Source organism: Bradyrhizobium sp. AUGA SZCCT0177 (assembly GCF_018130125.1).
GTDB lineage: Bacteria > Pseudomonadota > Alphaproteobacteria > Rhizobiales > Xanthobacteraceae > Bradyrhizobium.
Window position 1 is genome coordinate 110,545 of the sequence record NZ_JAFCMA010000015.1, and the last position, 19,159, is coordinate 129,703.

Annotated in this window: 17 protein-coding genes and 1 pseudogene; 10 read left to right on the top strand and 8 right to left on the bottom strand. The window is 62.9% G+C overall.

Annotation, left to right across the window (positions count from 1 at the left end):
* Nucleotides 1–99: 99 nt before the first annotated feature.
* From JQ597_RS19075 to JQ597_RS19105, 7 genes are all read left to right on the top strand, one after another.
* Nucleotides 100–1,173, top strand: coding sequence for a hypothetical protein (locus JQ597_RS19075; RefSeq protein WP_212265764.1), 1,074 nt, complete (start codon nt 100–102; stop codon nt 1,171–1,173).
* A gap of 170 nt (nt 1,174–1,343) precedes the next feature.
* A complete protein-coding gene (locus JQ597_RS19080; RefSeq protein WP_192739251.1) occupies nt 1,344–1,715 on the top strand; it encodes a YciI family protein in 372 nt (123 codons plus the stop codon).
* Nucleotides 1,716–1,787: 72 nt separating this feature from the next.
* A complete protein-coding gene (locus JQ597_RS19085) occupies nt 1,788–2,180 on the top strand; it encodes a YciI family protein (RefSeq protein WP_192739250.1) in 393 nt (130 codons plus the stop codon).
* Nucleotides 2,181–2,211: 31 nt separating this feature from the next.
* A complete protein-coding gene (locus tag JQ597_RS19090) occupies nt 2,212–3,483 on the top strand; it encodes an RNA polymerase sigma factor (RefSeq protein ID WP_212265765.1) in 1,272 nt (423 codons plus the stop codon).
* Nucleotides 3,484–3,723: 240 nt separating this feature from the next.
* Complete coding sequence (locus JQ597_RS19095; protein ID WP_212265766.1) at nt 3,724–5,226, top strand: peroxidase family protein; 1,503 nt, start codon at nt 3,724–3,726, stop codon at nt 5,224–5,226.
* A 92-nt stretch (nt 5,227–5,318) separates the two neighbouring features.
* Nucleotides 5,319–6,875 (top strand): C25 family cysteine peptidase, encoded by a 1,557-nt coding sequence (locus tag JQ597_RS19100; protein WP_212265767.1) that lies wholly within the window; start codon nt 5,319–5,321, stop codon nt 6,873–6,875.
* 1 nt (nt 6,876) lies between these two features.
* Nucleotides 6,877–7,122, top strand: a complete 246-nt coding sequence (locus JQ597_RS19105; RefSeq protein ID WP_212265768.1) for a hypothetical protein — start codon at nt 6,877–6,879, stop codon at nt 7,120–7,122.
* Between the two features lie 555 nt (nt 7,123–7,677).
* Here the strand turns inward: JQ597_RS19105 and JQ597_RS19110 are convergent.
* Nucleotides 7,678–8,592: pseudogene (locus tag JQ597_RS19110) on the bottom strand (LysR family transcriptional regulator); the annotation flags it as partial.
* Between the two features lie 339 nt (nt 8,593–8,931).
* Between JQ597_RS19110 and JQ597_RS19115 the strand changes: the two are divergent.
* Complete coding sequence (locus JQ597_RS19115) at nt 8,932–10,332, top strand: serine hydrolase domain-containing protein (protein WP_249148009.1); 1,401 nt, start codon at nt 8,932–8,934, stop codon at nt 10,330–10,332.
* 62 nt (nt 10,333–10,394) lie between these two features.
* Here the strand turns inward: JQ597_RS19115 and JQ597_RS19120 are convergent, their stop codons facing one another.
* The 5 genes from JQ597_RS19120 to JQ597_RS19140 are packed head-to-tail and all read right to left on the bottom strand — an operon-like array spanning nt 10,395 to nt 13,989.
* Nucleotides 10,395–10,901 carry a hypothetical protein gene (locus tag JQ597_RS19120; protein WP_212265770.1) on the bottom strand — a complete coding sequence of 169 codons (507 nt, stop codon included), beginning with the start codon at nt 10,899–10,901 and terminating at the stop codon, nt 10,395–10,397.
* A gap of 14 nt (nt 10,902–10,915) precedes the next feature.
* Nucleotides 10,916–11,722 carry a molybdate ABC transporter substrate-binding protein gene (locus tag JQ597_RS19125; protein ID WP_283813437.1) on the bottom strand — a complete coding sequence of 269 codons (807 nt, stop codon included), beginning with the start codon at nt 11,720–11,722 and terminating at the stop codon, nt 10,916–10,918.
* Nucleotides 11,722–12,549, bottom strand: a complete 828-nt coding sequence (locus tag JQ597_RS19130; RefSeq protein WP_212265772.1) for an extracellular solute-binding protein — start codon at nt 12,547–12,549, stop codon at nt 11,722–11,724. The genes JQ597_RS19125 and JQ597_RS19130 overlap by 1 nt, the downstream gene beginning before the upstream one ends.
* Before the next feature lie 22 nt (nt 12,550–12,571).
* Entirely contained in the window at nt 12,572–13,294 is a 723-nt protein-coding gene (locus JQ597_RS19135) for an ABC transporter ATP-binding protein (RefSeq protein WP_212265773.1), read from the bottom strand.
* Between the two features lie 2 nt (nt 13,295–13,296).
* Nucleotides 13,297–13,989 (bottom strand): ABC transporter permease, encoded by a 693-nt coding sequence (locus tag JQ597_RS19140; protein ID WP_212265774.1) that lies wholly within the window; start codon nt 13,987–13,989, stop codon nt 13,297–13,299.
* A 95-nt stretch (nt 13,990–14,084) separates the two neighbouring features.
* Between JQ597_RS19140 and JQ597_RS19145 the strand changes: the two genes are divergently transcribed.
* Nucleotides 14,085–14,978 (top strand): substrate-binding domain-containing protein, encoded by an 894-nt coding sequence (locus JQ597_RS19145; RefSeq protein WP_212265775.1) that lies wholly within the window; start codon nt 14,085–14,087, stop codon nt 14,976–14,978.
* A gap of 77 nt (nt 14,979–15,055) precedes the next feature.
* On the opposite strand, the gene JQ597_RS19150 is transcribed toward JQ597_RS19145, so the two are convergent.
* On the bottom strand, nt 15,056–16,498 hold the full coding sequence (locus JQ597_RS19150; RefSeq protein ID WP_212265776.1) for a serine hydrolase: 1,443 nt from the start codon (nt 16,496–16,498) through the stop codon (nt 15,056–15,058).
* A gap of 104 nt (nt 16,499–16,602) precedes the next feature.
* A complete protein-coding gene (locus JQ597_RS19155) occupies nt 16,603–17,712 on the bottom strand; it encodes a helix-turn-helix transcriptional regulator (RefSeq protein ID WP_212265777.1) in 1,110 nt (369 codons plus the stop codon).
* A gap of 287 nt (nt 17,713–17,999) precedes the next feature.
* On the opposite strand from JQ597_RS19155, the gene JQ597_RS19160 reads away from it, so the two are divergent.
* A complete protein-coding gene (locus JQ597_RS19160) occupies nt 18,000–19,127 on the top strand; it encodes an AraC family transcriptional regulator (RefSeq protein ID WP_249148012.1) in 1,128 nt (375 codons plus the stop codon).
* Nucleotides 19,128–19,159: the final 32 nt, after the last annotated feature.

Consider the following 19,159-nt stretch of genomic DNA (forward strand, 5'->3'; position numbering starts at 1 on the left):
CACTATGCCACAGCGATCACCAATTGGTCGCCTCCCGCGCACGCGGTCCAATCGTGTGGAAGCTGAACCGCGGCGGGCCGGGAACCGTAGGGATCAGTCATGTCGCTCTTCCGCTATGTCAGGCGCATGTTGATGGCGCCCATTACGCTGCTGGTTTTGACGGCCGCTGGATCGGCATCGGCGCAGTCATCGGTTCCGCCCCACCTTGCGGGCTGGTGGATCGCGGTCGACAACGTCGCCTTTCCGCCGCTGTGGCGGGACGGCACCATCGTGCCGATGGAGGAGCTTCTCATCATCGAGAGCGACGGGCGGTTCGAGAACCGCATGATGGGATTCTATGGTGTCGACCCCGGCTATTGCGCCAAGGAAAATCTCTGCAGCGATGCACCGCTGGTGGCTACCGGACGGCTCGCGCTTTCCGGTTCGGCCCCCGCCACCGGCAAGGAACAGATCCTTGCGTCCGGAAGCAAACTCCTTTTCAGCGACGTCCGTACCGCCGCGAACCGAATCGACTCGCCGCGCGGCGATCCGATCATCCGCGCGCGCAGCGTGAGCGCAACCAGTGCCTGGATGGTCGAGGGTCGGCTGGATGTGGACGACGGCATGCTTTTGTTGCGTCGGACCGCAGGCGAGGAGCCGCGTGCCTTTGTCACGATTGCACCCGAGAAATTGCGCCGGCTGCGCGCGGGCCTCATGGCGTCCGATCTCTCCGCCCTGCAGCATTGGCGCTGCTATCTCGCTTCGGCCACCGGCGGAGACGTCAGGTTGATGCCGCTGCGCAATGACAAGCCGATGCCGCCCGCGGTCCGCGACTACATCGCCGCTGCGCACTATTATTTGACCGCACTGACCTACGCGAACCGCCCAATGGTCGATGATCCCGATCCCGCCCAGCGCCGGCTTGCCGGGGTCGCGCTCGAGAACCTGATGGTCGGTTCGCCGGCAAAGCTGCCGCAGCCCAGGACCGTTCAGGAGCGGCGCGAGGTCAAGGCGGTTGCAAGATATCTCACCGTGGTGATCAAGGGCGAGCAGCCCGAGGCGGCAAAGGCCATGATGGCGCGGGAATTCCCCGGCGTCCCCTTGCGCCAGGATTTGACCGAACCGGAAATACTGGCGTTGACGACCTATTTGCGCGGCGGCGCAGATCGAAACCGGCTGTTTTGCACCGGGTGAGACCGGTATTATGGCCGGGCTTGCGCTGATCCCGGATCGGCGCGTCCATTAGTCCCCTCGAAAAATTGTCAAAACCCCTGTCGATTCCCGGCAATCCCGTTCGTCGTCTCAAATAGCGGGACAGTTCCGCGGGCTGGGTGCCTGCGGCTCGCCTCAAACAGGAGTTTTTCATGCGCTTCATGTCGATCGTCATGTCGTCCCATCCGCCCGCAGAGCCGCCGGCAGCAATGATGGAGGCGATGAACAAGCTCGCCGACAGGGAAATCAAGGCCGGCCGCATGCTGGACACCGGCGGGTTGATGCCGCTCGCGATGGGCGCGCAGGTGCGCATCACCGACGGCAAGCTCAGCGTCGTCGATGGCCCGTTCGTGGAGGCCAAGGAGGTGATCGGCGGCTACGCGATATCAGAACTGCGCAGCAAGGAAGAGGCGGTGGCGCTGGCGAAGGAATTCATGCAGCTCCACGTCGATCATATGCCGGGCTGGGAAGGGACCTGCGAGATTCGCGCGTTCTTCGACGGCGCGCCGGGCGAGTGTTCCTGATCATCGCCGTTCGCTATCCCGGCCGCCGCTAACCAGCGATAGCGGTGGCTAACTCACAAGGGAGTTCTTCACATGCGCTTCATGTATATCGTTACGCCTGTCCACCCCACACCGCCGACGCCCGAATTGATGGCGGCCGTGCACAAGCTCGCCGAACGCGAAATCAAGGCCGGCCGCATGGTCACCAGCGGTGCGCTACAACCTCGGACATTGGGCGCGCAGGTACGGATCACGGATGGCAGGCTTGGTGTCGTCGACGGGCCGTTCGTGGAAGCCAAGGAAGTGATCGGCGGCTATGCGATCTTCGAACTCCGCGACAAGCAGGAAGCGATCGAGAAGGCGGTCGAGTTCATGCAGGTTCACCGCGACTACATGCCGGGTTGGGAAGGGACATGCGAAGTCCGCGCTTTTGTGACGGCGGATTGGGAGGCGGCCTGCTCGGTCAGTGCGCGGGCCGCCTCTTGAAGCGGGTGCGGCGCGGACGGTGTTGGCGGCGATGACCGCCGCCGACATCCATCGCACCGTCGTCGCGGTCTGGCGCATCGAGCAGCCGCGGCTGCTCACCAGCCTGTCGCGGATGCTGCGCGACGTGCCGCTGGCCGAGGACCTGACGCAGGAAGCGCTGCTGGCGGCGATCGAGCACTGGCCTGTCACGGGCGTTCCGGAAAAGCCCGGGGCCTGGCTGATGGCGATCGCCAAGCGGCGGGCGCTGGATCAGCTGCGCCGCCGCCAGATGCTCACCCGCAAGCACGAGATCGTGGCGCGGGACATGGAGCAGGAACAGCAGGCCATGCCCGATTTCGACAGCGCGCTCGACGACGATATCGGCGATGAATTGCTGCGCCTGATCTTCACGGCCTGCCATCCGCGCCTGTCGCGCGAAGCCCGCGCCGCGCTGGCGCTGCGGATGATCTGCGGCCTGACAACGGACGAGATCGCGCGTGCCTTCCTGCTGCCGGAGGCGACCATTTCTCAAAGGATCGTGCGCGCGAAGCGGACGCTGTCGGAATCAGGTCTCGCTTACGAGACACCGCGCGGCGAGGAGCTTTCCGAAAGGCTCGCTTCCGTGCTGGAGGTCGTCTACCTCATCTTCAACGAGGGCTATACGGCGGCCCGCGGCGACGAATGGCTGCGGCCGCAGCTTTGCAACGATGCGCTGCGCATGGGGCGCGTGCTCACCTCGATCGCACCGCAGGAATCCGAGGCGCACGGCCTGCTGGCGCTGATGGAGTTGAACGGCTCGCGCACCGCCGCGCGCACCGACAAAGCCGGCGATCCGATCCTGCTGATGGACCAGAACCGCGGACTGTGGGACCAGCTCCAGATTCGCCGGGGCATGTTGGCGCTGGCGCGGGCGCGCGATCTCGGCGGCGCCGGTGGTTTCTATGCCCTGCAGGCGGCGATCATCGCCTGCCACGCGCAGGCGTCGGCGCCCAATGAAACCCCCTGGTCGCGCATTGCAGAACTTTATGCTGACCTCGCCGCGTTGGTGCGCTCGCCCATCATCGAACTCAACCGCGCCGTTGCGGTCGGTATGGCCGAGGGACCGGCGGCAGCGCTCGTGATCGTGGACCGTCTTGCGCACGAGCCCGCGCTGAAGACCTATCATCTGCTGGGAAGCGTTCGCGGCGATCTCCTGCACAAGCTCGGCCGCTTCGAAGAAGCGCGCGCCGCGTTCGAGGCCGCTGCCAGTCTCGCCGGCAACAAACGCGAACAGGAATTGTTGAAGCGGCGCGCCGCGAGAGCGGGCGCAACAGCGGCTTCCTGACTCCGAAGCGGGCACGCAAATCGCATCTCCGATGGTCCGGAATGGAATTCCATCCGGAGAGCGGTATTTAGCCGCTGCGGGCATAATCGACTTGACGCAATCTCCGGAAGTAGCAACTATTAATTGTTGTTTTCATATCTAATTACCTTCAGGGAGAGCACAATGCGCGCGCGTTATCATGGCGAACCAATCTCATCCTTAGAAGCGAAGTCCCTGCCCAAGGCGCTGCCAGGTGCGCCGGTGAAACCCACCGTTGGATTCATGTTCGGCGATCTCGCCGGCGATCCTGCCAACCGACTGCCGGAAGGTCCGAGCACCATCGATGCACTGTCCAAGCTGGGATTCGCGATGGCGGAGGACCCGTCGAACGAGCAGAGCCAGATTCCCGCCGCCTATACCTATTTCGGGCAGTTCATCGATCACGACATCACCAAGACAGTTTTCGATCCGGCGATCCAGGCGCCGGGCGTGTCCGACATCATCGAGGCATCGACCTTCATCCCTCTTTCGCAGGGCGACGCGATCGCCAGGGTTAGCAACGTCCGCACGGCGATCCTCGACCTCGACAGTGTTTACGGCGGGTTGGCGCAGGATGCCACGCAAGAGAACGGCGAGATGGAGCTTGGCGACGTATCGCCGGCGCCGTTTGGCACGATCCGCACCGCGAGCAAGAAGCACGACCTGCCGCGGCGGCCACTGATTCCAAATCCGGCCACGGATGACGAAAAGGATCTGGATCGCCAGGCGCTGATCGGCGATCCGCGCAACGACGAGAACCTGCTGGTCGCCCAATTGCATGTCGGGATATTGCGCTCACACAACGAACTGATGCAGCGGGGCGCGGACGGCGCGTCGGCGAGAACCAAGATCCGGCGCCGGTATCAATGGGCCGTGTTGCACGATTTCCTGCCACGCGTCTGCGACGCAACCGTCGTCAAGGATGTCCTCGACAACGGACCAAAGCTCTGGAAGGTGGCAAGTGCCCAGGATCTGTTCATGCCGCTTGAATTTTCCACCGCGGCATATCGGTTTGGGCATTCGATGATCCGGGCCGATTACTCGCACAACTCGACCTTCAATCCCGATGGAATCCCGGCAACCTTCAACTTCCTCTTCACCTTCACCGCGCTGTCCGGCGATCTCCAACCGGGTCCCGGGCAGGACGGCGAGTTTCCGACATTGCCGGATAATTGGATCATCGAGTGGCCACGCTTCTTCGGCACCGACGCCAACAAGGCATCGATCAATCCGGCGCGCCGGATCGACGCCAACCTGACCCCAGAACTCGGCAGTTTGCGCGACGTCCAGGGCAACCCGATTGCCACCCTGATGGGAAAACTCGCGGCGCGGAACCTGCTTCGTGGCTATCTGCTGGGGCTGCCGACCGGGCAGGCGGTCGCCAACCGCATGGGCGTCCCGCCGCTCTCGCGCGACGTGATCAAGAGCGCAACTCCGTCCGGACTGAGCGCGACGATCGAAGCGGCGGGTCTCTTCGAGAGGACCCCGTTATGGTTCTATATCCTCGCTGAGGCAGGCGCCCCGAAACCAGGCGGACCTGACGGCCAGCATCTGGGCCCTGTTGGCAGCCGTATTGTGGCCGAGACACTTTTTAATCTTGCTAAGTTTGCGACCGACAGCGTGATCGCTTCCCCGCCGACCAAGGAAGAGTTGGCGACCGGCGAGTTCACGCTCAAAGGCCTTATCAAGATCGGCCAGGATCCCATGATGGCTCCGCTTGCATAGTAGCAGGCGGCCGTCGCTCTGAGCGGGGGAGGTGTTGATGCGCGCGGCTGCTCGGCTGCAGCCGCGCCTGTTGAGAGCAAGGGGCGATACGAATGCCGGAAATTGACAAGGCGATCATTACCAACCGCGCCGCCGTCGTTGCCAAGTATGGCGTCGCCGGCGCCGCTTCGGTCCGACAGACCATTGAGCGCCTGATTGCGGCTGACGCGGCGCGAGGTCTGACCTCCGTGGTCTTTGAGATCGACGATGCGGCTCAAATGGCGGCGGTGAACGGAAATGCAGTCATCAACGCCAGCGACGAGCGCGGCGCCAAGCAAGCGGTCGACGCGATCTACGTCCGCGAGACCCCGGATTATATCCTGCTGCTGGATGGTCCGGACGTGGTTCCGCATATCACGCTGAATCCAGTCGCCGGCATCACCGACGCCGATCAATCGATCGCAAGCGATTTGCCGTTCGCATGCGCCGCCGCCTTCGGCAAAAAGGCCCAGGCCTATCTCGGCGTGACGCGTGTGGTGGGCCGTCTGCCCGCAGCATTGGGCGAGACCGATCCTCAGCGACTGATCGAACTGATCGATCACAGCATCCGGCACACCGGCCGGCCGGGCGCCGATTACTCCCGCTATTTCTCGATCAGCACCGAAGTCTGGCAGCAATCGACCCAACTCAGCCTGTCGTCCCTTTTTGGCGATCACACGTCGCTGTTTCTGGCGCCCGCGCACGGTCATCCCGCGATCGATCCATCGCTCGCCCATCTGGTTCATTTCATCAATTGCCACGGGGCGACCGCAAATTCACGGTTCTACGGTGAGGGCGCCGGCCCACTACCGACCGCCATGGAAAGCCAGCTTTTGCAGGCCCAGGGCGTTACGGCCGGGACCGTGGTGGCGGCGGAGTGCTGTTATGGCGCGCAGCTCTACGACTATCGAATGGTGGGGGATCATCAGCCGATTTGCATGACGTATCTCGGCAAGGGAGCCGCGGCCTTCATGGGGTCCACCAACATTTCCTACGGTCCGCCCAAATCGAACGCGCAAGCGGACCTGATGACGCAATATTTTCTCGAGGAGATCCTGGCGGGCGCCTCGACCGGCCGCGCGATGTTGCAGGCCCGGCAACGCTTTGTGCAGACCCAGACCATGGCCAGCCCCGTCAATCTCAAAACCCTGGCGCAGTTCGTGCTTTATGGGGATCCTTCCTTGCATCCCGTGCTCGACGCAGAGCCTGCACGGAAGTCGGTATCGGGCCTTGTTGCAGCAGCCCCGGCAGAGCTGGCCGTGGACGCGGCGAGCCAGCGCAAATTCCGGCGGATCGCGCTCGCAACCGAGGGAAAGACGATCGCGTCGTCGGCCTCGATGCCGGGGAAGAAGATCGATCCAAAGGAAGGACTGGAGGTGCTCGACCGATTTCGTGATATCGCTGCCGGCAAAGGCTATAACGATCCGCCCGATGTCCTGTCCGTGACCGGAGGCGCACAGTTCAGGAGCACCGGCAAGACGATGGAGAACGAGCGGCGCGTGGTGATTGCCACGAAGGAAAAGGACGGCCCGAAGGCTGTTTCGGGCGAACAATTCCCCTCGTATGAGATCATTGTTGGTCATATATTGGGGAGCGGCATCATCGCCGTCGAAGAATGCGAAAGCCGGTAGTATGGAGCCTAAACAGGTCGAGCTCTCTGGCCAGGTGGTGCGGGAGCGTGTCGACGCCGGATCGAAGAGCGAGCGCGAGACCGTCGTTCTGAAAGCAGAGGACGGTGCGACCTATGTGCTGCGGCAGCGCGGGGGACCGGCGTATGGGGACAACAGTTTGGACTCTCTCGTGGGTTCCTCGATCACCACCAAAGCATTTAAGATTGACCAGACCCTGATCATGCAAGACTGGCACCTGAATAAATAGCCCTGCCTGCCCGCCGCAGGCCCGTTCCACGCGTGGATAGCGGGCCCTGGCCCGGCCAGCCCCTGCGGCAGGAAATCTTTCAGTAGATTCGCGACCGCCGCTTCCTCGCCCGGATTGACCTCCCAGAACGCGGTGACGACCAGGCTTTGGTTGGCGTTGTCGATTTGCTGCCGTGTTGTTCTCCTTTGAAAACATCAGCGCCGCTTCCGGCATCTGTCATTCATCCTAATCGGGATCACGACATCAATGCTTCGTCGTTCATCGAATTATCATATCAAAGCGGGATTTGGAACCGGCGCGAGGATCCATGCGTTTGGTCCGCGAGCGCTTCACCCGATATGGAACCAACGCATGGCGAAAAAGACCGTGCTCGCGATCGGCATCGAGCCTTCCTTTGTGAACTTCAGCGCATTTCCGGGGCTGACACCCGAACTCGTCAGGAATTTCATCGAGGCACAAATCGAAATACTGCGCGCGCTCGGCTACGACGCGGAGGGCTGTCTGATCGATCCCGGCGAAACCGCGGAGGCAGTGACCGTTGCTGGCATTCTTGTCGGCCTCGTTCGAAAGCCGGGTGAAATACCGCTTCAGGCGCGGCGCGGCGAAATCGACAAAGGCCCGCACCTTCGGCACCGACAAACGCCCCTGCGGCGCCAGCAAATGAACCGGCAGCGGCGGGTGTTCGTCCTTGCCGAGCAGCAGTTGCAGCCGGCCGTCGCGGATTTCGTCGGCGATGTGATAGGAAAACAGCCGCGTGACCCCGTGCCCTTCCGTCACGGAGGCGATCGCCGCGCGAACCGTGTTGACGACCAGCCGCGGCGCGAACTGGACCACCCGTGGAACCGAGGATCCCTTCAACGGCGGGAAGCTCCAGGAATCCAGCCCGAAATGGGTCATGGCGACAATCCGGTGCTTTGCCAGATCGGCCGGTTCGCGGATGACGGGATGCCGCGCCAGATATCCCGGTGACGCCGCGATCACGCGGCGAACTTCGCCGACACGGACTGCGACGAAATTCGAATCGGCGAGATGCGCGATGCGGAGCGCGACGTCGATGCCCTCGTCGATCAAGTTCACCGGCCGGTCGAGCAGAACGAGCCGCGCCGACACCGCCTGATATTCGTTCATGAAGGCTTCGAGAATCGATCTCAAAATGTCCTCGCCGGTGATGATGGGCGCGGTGAGGGTCAGCGTGCCGCGTGGCGCCGAGCGTTCGCTGCCGGCGACGAGATCGGCCTCCTCGAGCTCGACGAGAACGCGGCGGCACGCCGCGACGTAGCGCTCGCCGGCCTCGCTCAGCTTCAGCGAGCGCGTAGTGCGATGAAGCAGTTCAGCCCCGACATGGTTCTTGAGGAAGGCGATCGCGCGGCTCACGGCGGCCGGTGACCGGCGCAGGCGTCTGCCGGCACCGGCAAGGCTGCCCTCGTCGACGGCGGAGACAAAGACTTTCATCGCGTCGATGCGGTCCATTTGTTCTTCCGCCCAGGGGAACACTGGCCGTCCGGTCATAGGCATTCTTCCGCAGATCGGCAAGGTGGGTAACCGGCTGACGAAATGTAGCTCCGGTGCCGACCTCGGTTGCGGTGCGCAACGGCGATTGACATTCCGATCCCAGGTCGCAAATGATTGGGCCCACAATCAAGCGGCGAAGCGCTCATGCCAAACATACGATCTGCCGTTTCAGGGACCGCGCTCGGCATGCTCGCTCTGGCGGCCCTGATCTGCGGCCCCGCAGCATTTGCTCAAGCGGCAGCAGAAGGCGTCTGGCCAACCCGGCAATGGCAAACATCCACGCCTGAAGAGCAGGGCATGGATTCGATGGCGCTCGTCAATCTGCTCGATTTCGGAAAAACTCGCAGCCTCGACAGCCTCCTGCTGGTTCGGCATGGACGTATCGTGCTGGATGCCTATTACGCGCCCTATACATCAGACATTCCGCACCGGATAAACTCTTCGACCAAGGCGGTCGTCGGGACGCTGGCGGCGATTGCCCACAAGGATGGTCTGCTTGATAGCTTCGACCATCCGGTGCTGGATTTCTTTGGCGATCGCAGCGTCGCAGATGCCGACGACAGAAAGAAAGCCATCACGGTTCAGCACCTGTTGGATATGACATCGGGAATCGACTGGAAGGAGCCGCTGGACGGGCGTCCGGAGTCGGTCATCGAAATGAGCCGCCAGCGGGACTGGATCAAATTCATTCTCGATCGTCCGATGTCGAGCGCGCCGGGAGAGGCCTTCAACTACAACAGCGGCGGCACGCACCTATTGTCCGGCATCATCACCAAGCTCACCGGCATGAGCGCGGCGGACTATGCGAAGGCCAAGCTGTTCGGTCCGCTCGGCATCACCGTCTCGAACTGGTGGCGCGATCCCCAGGGTAACTCGACCGGCGGATATGGTCTGGCCTTGCTGCCGCGCGACATGGCGAAGATTGGCTATCTGTATTTGCGCAACGGCCAATGGGAGGACAAATCGCTGCTCCCGCCGGGCTGGATCGACAAGGTGAGCCACGCCACCGTGAACATGAATATGCCGAGATCGCCTGAACTGCGGTACTCCAATTTGTTCTGGGCGCTTCCCGACAAGCACGTCTACATGGCGAACGGATACCATTGCCAGCTCATCATGGTTTTCCCCCGGCTTGATATCGTCGCGGTGACGACGGCCAGGGACTTTTGTCCGTTAGGCAGGCTGGCTGATCTGATTTCTGGCGCCGTCAAATCCGAAACGGCATTGCCCCCTGACACCACCGCCTCGAATCGGCTCGCGGACAAGATTCGCGAGATATCGACCGAGAAGGCGACGGAAACTGGCGAAACGCCGGGGACCGCAGCCGCGGTCTCGGGACGCTCCTACAAGTTTTCGGCCAATGCGCTGAACGTGAAATCGATATCGCTGATCCTCACTCATCCGAGCCCGCACTACGACCTCGAGTTATACGCATCCGATCCGAGCCAGCCGTCACGCCGGTTTATCGGTCCGATTGGACTTGATGGTCTGTATCGCAAGGCAGACTCGATCGCCGGCGGCGTATTTGCGACCAAGGGGAAGTGGTTGAACGGCTCCACGTTTGAGATTGAGCGGCAGGCGGTGGGGATGGACGAGCTACAAAAGTGGACCCTGTCGTTCGACGGCGACAGGCTTCACCTTCGTGGCAAGGACAGGGCCGGCCGCGAAGTTTCCGCCGATGGCGAAGCCGGCGGTTAGTCGGCGAAAAGCCGTTTGTGCGGCACGCGCTTCGCCCAAGGCTCGATCTGGCCAGGTAGAAACTATTCGGCAGCGCTGATCGCGATGACGATCGCATCCGACGGGACGCCGCTGACCTGCAGCGTGAATGGGGTGGCACCAAGCTCCAGGCGCAGGCTCTTGCGCAATCCCGGGCAATCGCTTCGCCCGGTGCTGCCGACGGAGCGCGCGTAGCGTCCGTCCTGGACGATGTCGATCCACGCGTCTTCAGAGAGGGTCACCTGATAGATGCCCGGCCGTTCAGTCGCCGGAAATCGAACGGAGCCGCCGAACCACTTTTCGATCCGCGGCTTCCTCTCAGGAGGCAGTTCGAATGCTGCCTCACCGGCCGGCTGCAGACGAATCGCAATGGCGGCCTTCGGAAATGCGGCGAGCGTTACACCGGACGCGACGCTCGTTTTGTCGGATGCCGCAAACCATGCCCGCTCGCGCGCCAGCGACCACGCGAATTTTTCGCAGCCGTCGTCGGCCGCGGCCGCGGGTGCAACCAGAGCAAGGAGCGTGATGCCGAGCAGGCCGATACGGCGCATCCTCAATCCATCCGCTATGGTGCCGCACCCGGCGCCGCAAATCCGTGCTTTGCGAGCAGTTGCTGGCCCTCGGTCGAAAGAATGAACAGCGCAAATTTGTAGGCAGGCGCCGACGCGTCGTTGATCACGGTCAGTCCGTAATCGGCGCCGACCGCCAGCGCGTCGGGAAGGCCGACGATCTGCTGCTGCGGATTTTCCTTCTGCGCGGCCAGCGCGCCGGTGCAATAGGTCAGGAAGATGTCGGCGGCGCCCTGTGCGAGCAAATTGCCATAGATCGTGCGGTCCGGAGGTGCCGGAGGGCTGGTCGGGCCACCGGTGAGCTGCAGCGCTTTCTTGTCGAGCAGGGCGTAGGCGCCGGGTTTGATCTTGTCGGCCTTGCGAAACACCTCCCAGGCATAGTCGCCTGACGGGTCCGCGCGCGGCGTCGAGGTGCCAAGCTTGATCTCGGCGTCGAGCATCCGGTCGAGCAGCGTCGCGGGCTCGATCGCGAGACCCGGCCTCACCAGCGCGCAGAGCTTGTTGCGTGCGAACAGCACCACCGGGCCGCTGCGTTTGGCGAGCGCCAATGCGCGCGGGTGCTCCATGTTGGCGGAAGCGAACACCTCAGCCTTGGCGCCGCCGGCGATCTCGTCCTTCAGCAAACCGGATGCGCCGAACTTTGCCTTTACCTTGGTCCCGGTTGCAGCCTCGAAACTGGCCGCAACGTCGCTCAGCGCGCCGCGCAGGCTGCCGGCGGCATGAAGCAGCACCAGATCTTCCGCAATGGCTGGTGCTGACATCAACGCGAGAACCGCAAGGCTTGCAAAAAAGCGAATGCGCATCAGGCGCCCGGATCGCTGGCATTGGGATAGAACAGCTGCTCGCCGTTGATCTTGAAATCGGCGATCGCCTTCTGGCCCTCGGACGAAACCAGCCAGTCGATGAATTGCTGGCCGAAATCCTTCTTGACGTTCGGATGCTTCGCCGGGTTCACCAGCATGACGCCATACTGGTTGAACAGCCGCTTGTCGCCTTCGACCTCGATGACGAGTTCGCCCTTGTTCTTGAACGAAAGCCAGGTGGCGCGATCGGTCAGCACATAGGCGTTTGAAGCCGCCGCGGTGTTGAGCGCGGCGCCCATGCCCTGGCCGATCTCCTTGTACCAGGGGCCTTTGTCCGTCGCGATGTCGATGCCGGCGACCTTCCAGAGATTGAGCTCGGCCTGGTGCGTGCCGGACTTGTCGCCGCGCGAAATGAAGTCGATGCCCTTGTCCTTGAGCGTCTTGAACGCGGCGACGATGTCCTTTGACCCCTTGATGCCTGCAGGATCGCTTTTCGGGCCGACCAGGACGAAGTCGTTGTACATGACAGGGTAACGCTTGACGCCAAAGCCTTCGCTGAGGAATTTTTCTTCCGCCGCCTTGGCGTGGACGAACAGCACGTCGGCGTCGCCGCGGCGGCCGGTATCGATCGCCTGGCCGGTGCCCTGTGCAACCACTTTCACGTCGATGCCCGTCTTGGCCTTGAACATCGGCAATAGGTGACCGAACAGGCCGGAATCCTGCGTCGAGGTGGTCGACGCCACCAGGATCGATTTGTCCTGCGCGAAAGCGGAGCCAGCGAAAACGGCGCTGACGGCGATCGCCATCAGCAAGCGGCGAGTAAACATGTCATGTCCTCCAAAAGATCAGTCAAACGAGCAGTTCGCCGGCGAGGAACGTTTTCGCTTCGCCGGTTTGCGGTGTGTTGAAGAACGATGCGGCCGGACCAGTTTCGATCAGGCGGCCGCGGTGAAGCATCACGATGTCGCCCGCCAGCCGCCGGGCTTCGCCGAGGTCATGGGTCGCCATGACTATCTTGATGCCGCGCTGGCTCACCGCCTGGACGATGTCCTCGATCGCCTTGGTGGCGGCGGGATCGAGGCTCGCGGTCGGCTCGTCCAGCAAGAGTATGGCGGGATCGCGGGCGAGCGCGCGCGCCAGCGCAAGCCGCTGCTGTTCGCCGCCCGACAGCCGCCGCGCGGGACGATCGGCCAGTTGTCCGAGGCCGACCAGTGCCAGCAGCTCATCGATCCGGCTTTGCTGCTCCGTCCGTCCGACGCCCGAGGCGCGCAGGGCGTAGCGGATATTGCCGCTTGCGCTACGCCGCAGCATGGCCGGGCGCTGCAGCACGATGGCACGCCGCGTCGGCGGGACATCTTCCCGACCGCCCCACGTCACGCGCCCCTGTGATGGCCGCACCAGTCCCATCGCCGTGCGCAGCAGCGTGCTCTTCCCGGAGCCGTTCGGGCCGATCAGGATGGTCGGCGTCCCCGGGTTCAGCGTGAGGCTGATGCCATCGAGGATCGTCACCGCCCCGGCGGTGACGGTGACGTTCTCGAAGCTGATTGGCAGATCGGAAACTGGCGCGCGCATGGTCACCCCGCCATTCGCTCGCCCGCGCGGCGGGCGGTCCAGGCGAGCGCGTTGACCGCGATCACGATCACGATCAGCACTATGCCGAGTCCGACGGCCAGCGGCAGGTCGCCCTTGGACGTTTCCAGCGCGATTGCGGTCGTCATGGTGCGGGTGAAGCCGTCGATATTGCCGCCGACAATGATGATGGCGCCGACCTCGGCTGCTGCCCGGCCAAACCCGGCAAGCAATGCGGTGACGAGACTGAAGCGCGCATCCCAGATCAGCGTTGCTACCCGGCCGACCGGGCCGACATTCATCGCGTTGAGTTCGTCGCGGTATTCGAGCCACAGATCTTCGATGGTCTGGCGCGTGAGGGCCGCGATGATCGGGGCCACCAGCACCGTTTGTGCGATGATCATCGCCTTCGGCGTGAACAGCAGGCCCCATGAGCCGAGCGGACCCGCACGCGACAGCGCCAGGAAAACCGCCAGCCCGACCACCACCGGCGGCAGGCCCATCAGCGCGTTGAGCACGACGATGACGGCCTGACGGCCGGGAAACTGGATCAGCGCCAGCGCGGCGCCGAACGGGATCCCAATAAGGGCGGCAAGGACGACGGCGGAAAGGCTCACGATCAGCGATAGCCGCACGATGGCCAGCAACGCCGGGTCACCGGTCAGCACGAGCTGAAGTGCAGAAGCATCACCAATCATCCCAAATCCATCCTTTGCGCATCTTGTGCAGAAGCCGCGATTATGGTCAAACTTCGTAATAGATTCATATACATGCATGTTCATGCTGGTTCGTAATGGCCGATCTACTCACCACTGACGAGGCCGCGACCTACCTGCGGCTGTCCGAACGCAAGCTCTATGAACTGGTCGCGCAGGGCGCGGTGCCGTGCACCAAGGTGACCGGCCGATGGCTGTTTCCGCGCGCGGCCCTCGACCGCTGGGTGACGGCTGGCCTGATCGCGCCTGCCGCGCTCAGCCACGTCGCTGCGCCCCCGATCGTTGGCGGCAGTCATGATCCCCTGCTGGAATGGGCGCTGCGCGAGAGCCGCTGCGGCCTCGCGAGCCTGCCGGAAGGAAGCGAAGAAGGATTGCGGCGGCTGACCCGCGGCGAGGTGATGGCCGCGGCGATTCATTTGCACGCCCAGGGAAATGGTGAGGATGATGAGCAGGTCAACATCGCAACCGTTGCCGGCGCGCCAGGATTGCACGATGCCGTCGTGATTTCGTTTGCACGGCGTGAGCAAGGCATCCTGGTCGCACCAGGCAATCCACTCGGGCTGAGCGACATCGCCTCGGTCGCGCGGTCCGGCGCGCGGATGGCGCAGCGTCCGCTCGGCGCCGGCGCGCAATTGCTGTTGCTCGCCTTGCTGGCCCGCGCCGGCCTTGCAGCGCATGATCTCACTTTGTTGAAGCCGGCTTGCCCGACCGGAACCGACGTCGCGCAGGCGGTGCGCTCCGGCCGCGCCGATTGCGGGATCGCAACAAGGTCGGTCGCGCTGGCCGCCGCGCTCGAATTCCTGCCGCTGACATGGGAGAATTTTGATCTCGTGCTGCGGCAGCGCGATTACTTCCTGCCCGGGCCGCAGCGCCTGTTCGGCTTCCTGCGGTCGGCGGCGTTCCGCGAGCATGCGACAGAACTTGCCGGCTACGACATCGACCGTGTCGGCGAAGTTCTGCTGGTGAATTAGGCCGTGGACTCATAAATCGAGTTTCACTAGCGCGGCGTAAGCGAAAGCATCTCTCGATTTATGGTGTGGAGAGAATGCTATGTGATCCGGATAAACTTCGCCTCGCCGAACCAGTCGGACCAACAAAGCCCGTCGATTTCATTCTCGGCAGCACGAAACCGGACCTGAGCGCGTTCACCCCGCGGTACCTCTGCGGCTGCTATTGCCGGCCAAGCCATGGCATCGCGATCACCCTGGTATTCCAAGCTCAAATCGGAATAGCGAACCAGCGGCCCGTCAAAGCCAGACAATCCATCGATCCGAAACCACAGATGATCGTTTCTCGGCTCGATATGCAGAGAACCAAAACCTTCGTGCTGGTAGTTGCCAATGAAGTCGTCCAGCCTCCAACGAGATGTGGAAACCGGCTCCTCGAATCTTTCCTTGTCGAAGCGGGCGATACGCTCGTTCAACTCGCCTTTTGCCATTTCGTCAAAATGCGCGATCCAGTCGGTAACGGCTTCTCCACGTATGGCTTGAATTATACGATTGGTGATCGCGAATTGAGCGAAGCCGGAACCGAGATTGGTCGTGACGAATATGCCGAGGCCACCCGCCAGATCACACCAGATGTTGGTGCGAAATCCACGAACGGCTCCGTCGTGCTGGATGCGCCGGTTGCGAACATGCCAGCCAAAGCCATATCCGTCGTTCGCAGCTTGATCTCTGCGCGCAACCTGCAAAAGGTGCGTTTCCCGTAGCTGTTGCGGAGAAACGAGCCGGGTGTCTTGGCGCGTCCCCTCATCAAGGTGAAACGCGAGCCATCTGGCTGCATCGCGCGCGCTCATAGCCTGGCCAATCGCTCCCGACAGGTTGTCCGTGGACATGGGCGGGACCACCTGAACCTTGCCGGCGACCTTGTAGTGCGGGGCCGCAACATTGCTGGTTGCCGTGCTCTGCACTTCGGAGACGGTGCTGGGCGTCACCCCAAGTGGCCTCCGAAGGTATTCGTCCATCACATGATCAAAGGGATGGCCAGCCGTCAGCGCCATGGCCTCGGCGGCAGCGGCGTAACCGACATTGCAGTAGGTGAACTGATCGCGAAAGCCGGCGATCGGCTGGATGTAGCGGGCCTGATGCAACAGCTCTGCACGGCTCAGGTCGGACCCATATTCTCCAACGCTTGCGCGCGACAATCCTGTCCGATTGGCCAACAAATCTCGGAGCGTTACGCGGTCGCTGATCCAGGGGTCATACAACTGGAATGATGGCAGATACTTCCGGATTGGATCGTCCCAATCGATCTTACCGGCATCTACCAATGCTGCGGCCAACCCGGAAGTGAAAGCCTTTGAACATGATCCGATCGCAAAGGTCGTATCGACATCCGCGGGAGCGGAACTGGTGACGCTACTTACGCCGTAGGCATGCACGTGCAGTGGCCCATCGCGCCGCACTATCGCTACCGCGACGCCAGGTACCTCCCAACGCTCTCTCACTTCCGCAACGAAGGCATCGACGTGTGAAGACAGTGAACTCAATTGGCAAACCTCCGAATGTCGGCATGACAAGATTTACATAACGACCGGTTATCGCACCGCCTGGCACTTCTCGAAGTGATGGCTACCCAGACTTCCCTTCCAGGTTAGTTCCTGCCGGGCCGTGCCCAATGCTCCCTTGTCAGCATCAGGCGCATCAGTTCGGCCTGACGCGTCGTGCCGGTTTTCGCAAAGATGCGATGAAGATGGGTCCGCGCCGTCGCAATCTTGATACCGAGCCGGCCCGCGGCGGTCTGAAGGCTGCTGCCCCCGGTCAATTCGCGGATGAGGCCGACTTCCGCCGGGGTAAGCCCGAACTTCTTCTGCAATTGCTTGTCGTCGGGCAACACCACTTTGTCCGGATCGGTGACGAAGATGATCGCCGCCCGGTTATATCTCGCGATTGCCTCGATCTCGGATCGGAGGGGAATGACGAGCAGCGACAACGCGCTCTTGAACTCGCCTCGCGAAATCGACACCGAGTCCCGTGCGTCATCCTCGCCAGTCTGTGCGCTGGCCGCAATCGCCAGATGCAGGCCGGCGGTCTCTGCCGAGGAGGCGCCGCAAAGCACGCCGTCGTCGAGGCGCAGGCCATCGGCGAACGCGCTGTCGCAGGCCCGGTTGGCAAACAGGACGCGCGCCCGGGAGTCGACGACAAGCACGCCCTGACCGATGCTGTCGAGCGCGGCGAACGAATAATGGCGATCGAGCGCCAGGGCTTGCAGGCGATGGTTGAGCTGCACCGCCCGTTTCAAATGCGGCGCAATCGCCTCATAAAGCTTCAGCTGCTCCGGCCCAAATTCGTCTCTGCCGGGAACGACGAACTCGACGCGCCAGTCGTCGTCGGCCAGCAGGGTTGCTCCCATCACCGAGAGATACCCTTGCGGCCGCGACCATTCGTTGAAGAACGGGCTGGAACGCAGCGTCTCCTTTGGCAGCACCATGCGGTCGGTGACGATAGTTCCGACCGGCAGGCTCGCCGCCCGCTGCCAGAACAGATTCAGCGGGTGGTAGTACGCGCCATAGCTTTGCAGGAACGCCGGATCGGTGCGGGGAGCCACCAGCCACGGGACGTCCCGCTGCGAGACCGCACTGAGCGAGGCATCGCCGGCGCCAAACGCATCGGCGATGGTCTGCAGCACCACGGGCCAGCGGTCGATGTCCGCCGCCGCGCCATAGATCTGGTCGATCAGGGCGAGCAACTCGTCCTGGTTCATCGGCCCCCCGTGCCGCCATGGCGGCGGTCGCAATCGGACCAAAGCTTAGAGCCTGCAAGACGGCTGGCAAGGGCCCGCATCACAATTTGGCTGGATGCCGGAAATGAGATTTCGGCCGTTCGTGACGATCATACTCGATCACGATTCTGCGTTTCGCGCCCGCTTGGCGGATTGAACGATGATGTGCAATGTTCGGTCGGCGCAGCTTGAGTAACGGGCGAGACACGTAAGGCGTTGCATCGAGAAAATCATCCGGAGTGTTTTCGGTCGTGGGCAGCAGCGGTCTCTTGTCGATCGACCTCGGTCTTCGTGGCGCGGCGGCGGGGTTAGCGTTGCTGATCGCGGCTGTGGGGCTGCGGGATCTCCGTGACAGCACGGTCGCACGCCTCGGCGCGGCGGTCGCGATCAGCGCCGCCGCTTCCGCAATCTGTTCGGCGCCGAATTTTCCGCGGCCCTGGCAATGGTGGGGTCTGTTTCTGCTGGCGTTGGCGGCCGGCAGCTCGGTCTTGTTCTGGCTTTGGGCGCGTGCGGCCTTCGATGACGACTTCGTGCTGCGGCGCTGGCATGGCGCCCTGTGGGTCGCGATGGCCGGCACCGAAGTGCTCGTCGCCGGCGGGGCCATCGAGTGGCCCATGCCCGGACAGGCGCTCGACCGTGCGGTGCAGGTCGCGTCTCTTGGCCTGGCTCTGTTGGCCGTGGCGCAGACGCTTGCGACATGGCCAGCGGACATGGTGGAGGGACGGCGGCGGCAGCGGCTGGTGGTCCTGATCGGGGCGTCGGTCTATATCGCCATTGTGACATTACTGAACATTTTTCCGTCGCCATTGGCTTCCGGTGCGTCGATAGCGAGCGTCGGTAAAGCTTTCGGCCTCTGCGTGCTGATGGGCCTCTATGGCTGGTTTCTGTTACGGGCGGTCGGAATGCCGGAAGGCCCCCGGCCTCTCCCGGCGACGGGTATCCTCGGCGATATCAACGCCGTCGCATCTGACGCGGAGGACAAACCTCCCGTCGTCGAGCCGGCCTTGTTGCGCCGGCTGCAGCAACTGATGATGGTCGATCGCGCCTATCGGCGCGAGGGGTTGACCATTGGCGTGCTGTCCGCCGAGCTTGCCGTGCCGGAATACCGCCTGCGGCAGCTCATCAATGAAGGCATGGGTCACCGCAACTTCAATGCGTTCCTCAACCGCTACCGGATCGAGGAAGCCAAGGCGGCGCTGGCCGACCCCGGACAAAAGGAAGTACCGGTCTTGACGATCGCGATGGACACCGGCTTCCAGTCGATCGGGCCATTCAATCGGGCCTTCAAGGCCGCCACCGACCTGACCCCAACCGAATTCCGGCATCTTGCCATGGCGCGAAATGCATTGATCCCGTTGAATGCGGGCGCCAGTTCAGCAATCGGCAAGCCGGACTGAGGAATCGGCTAACCGCATTTCAGGATTTGGCG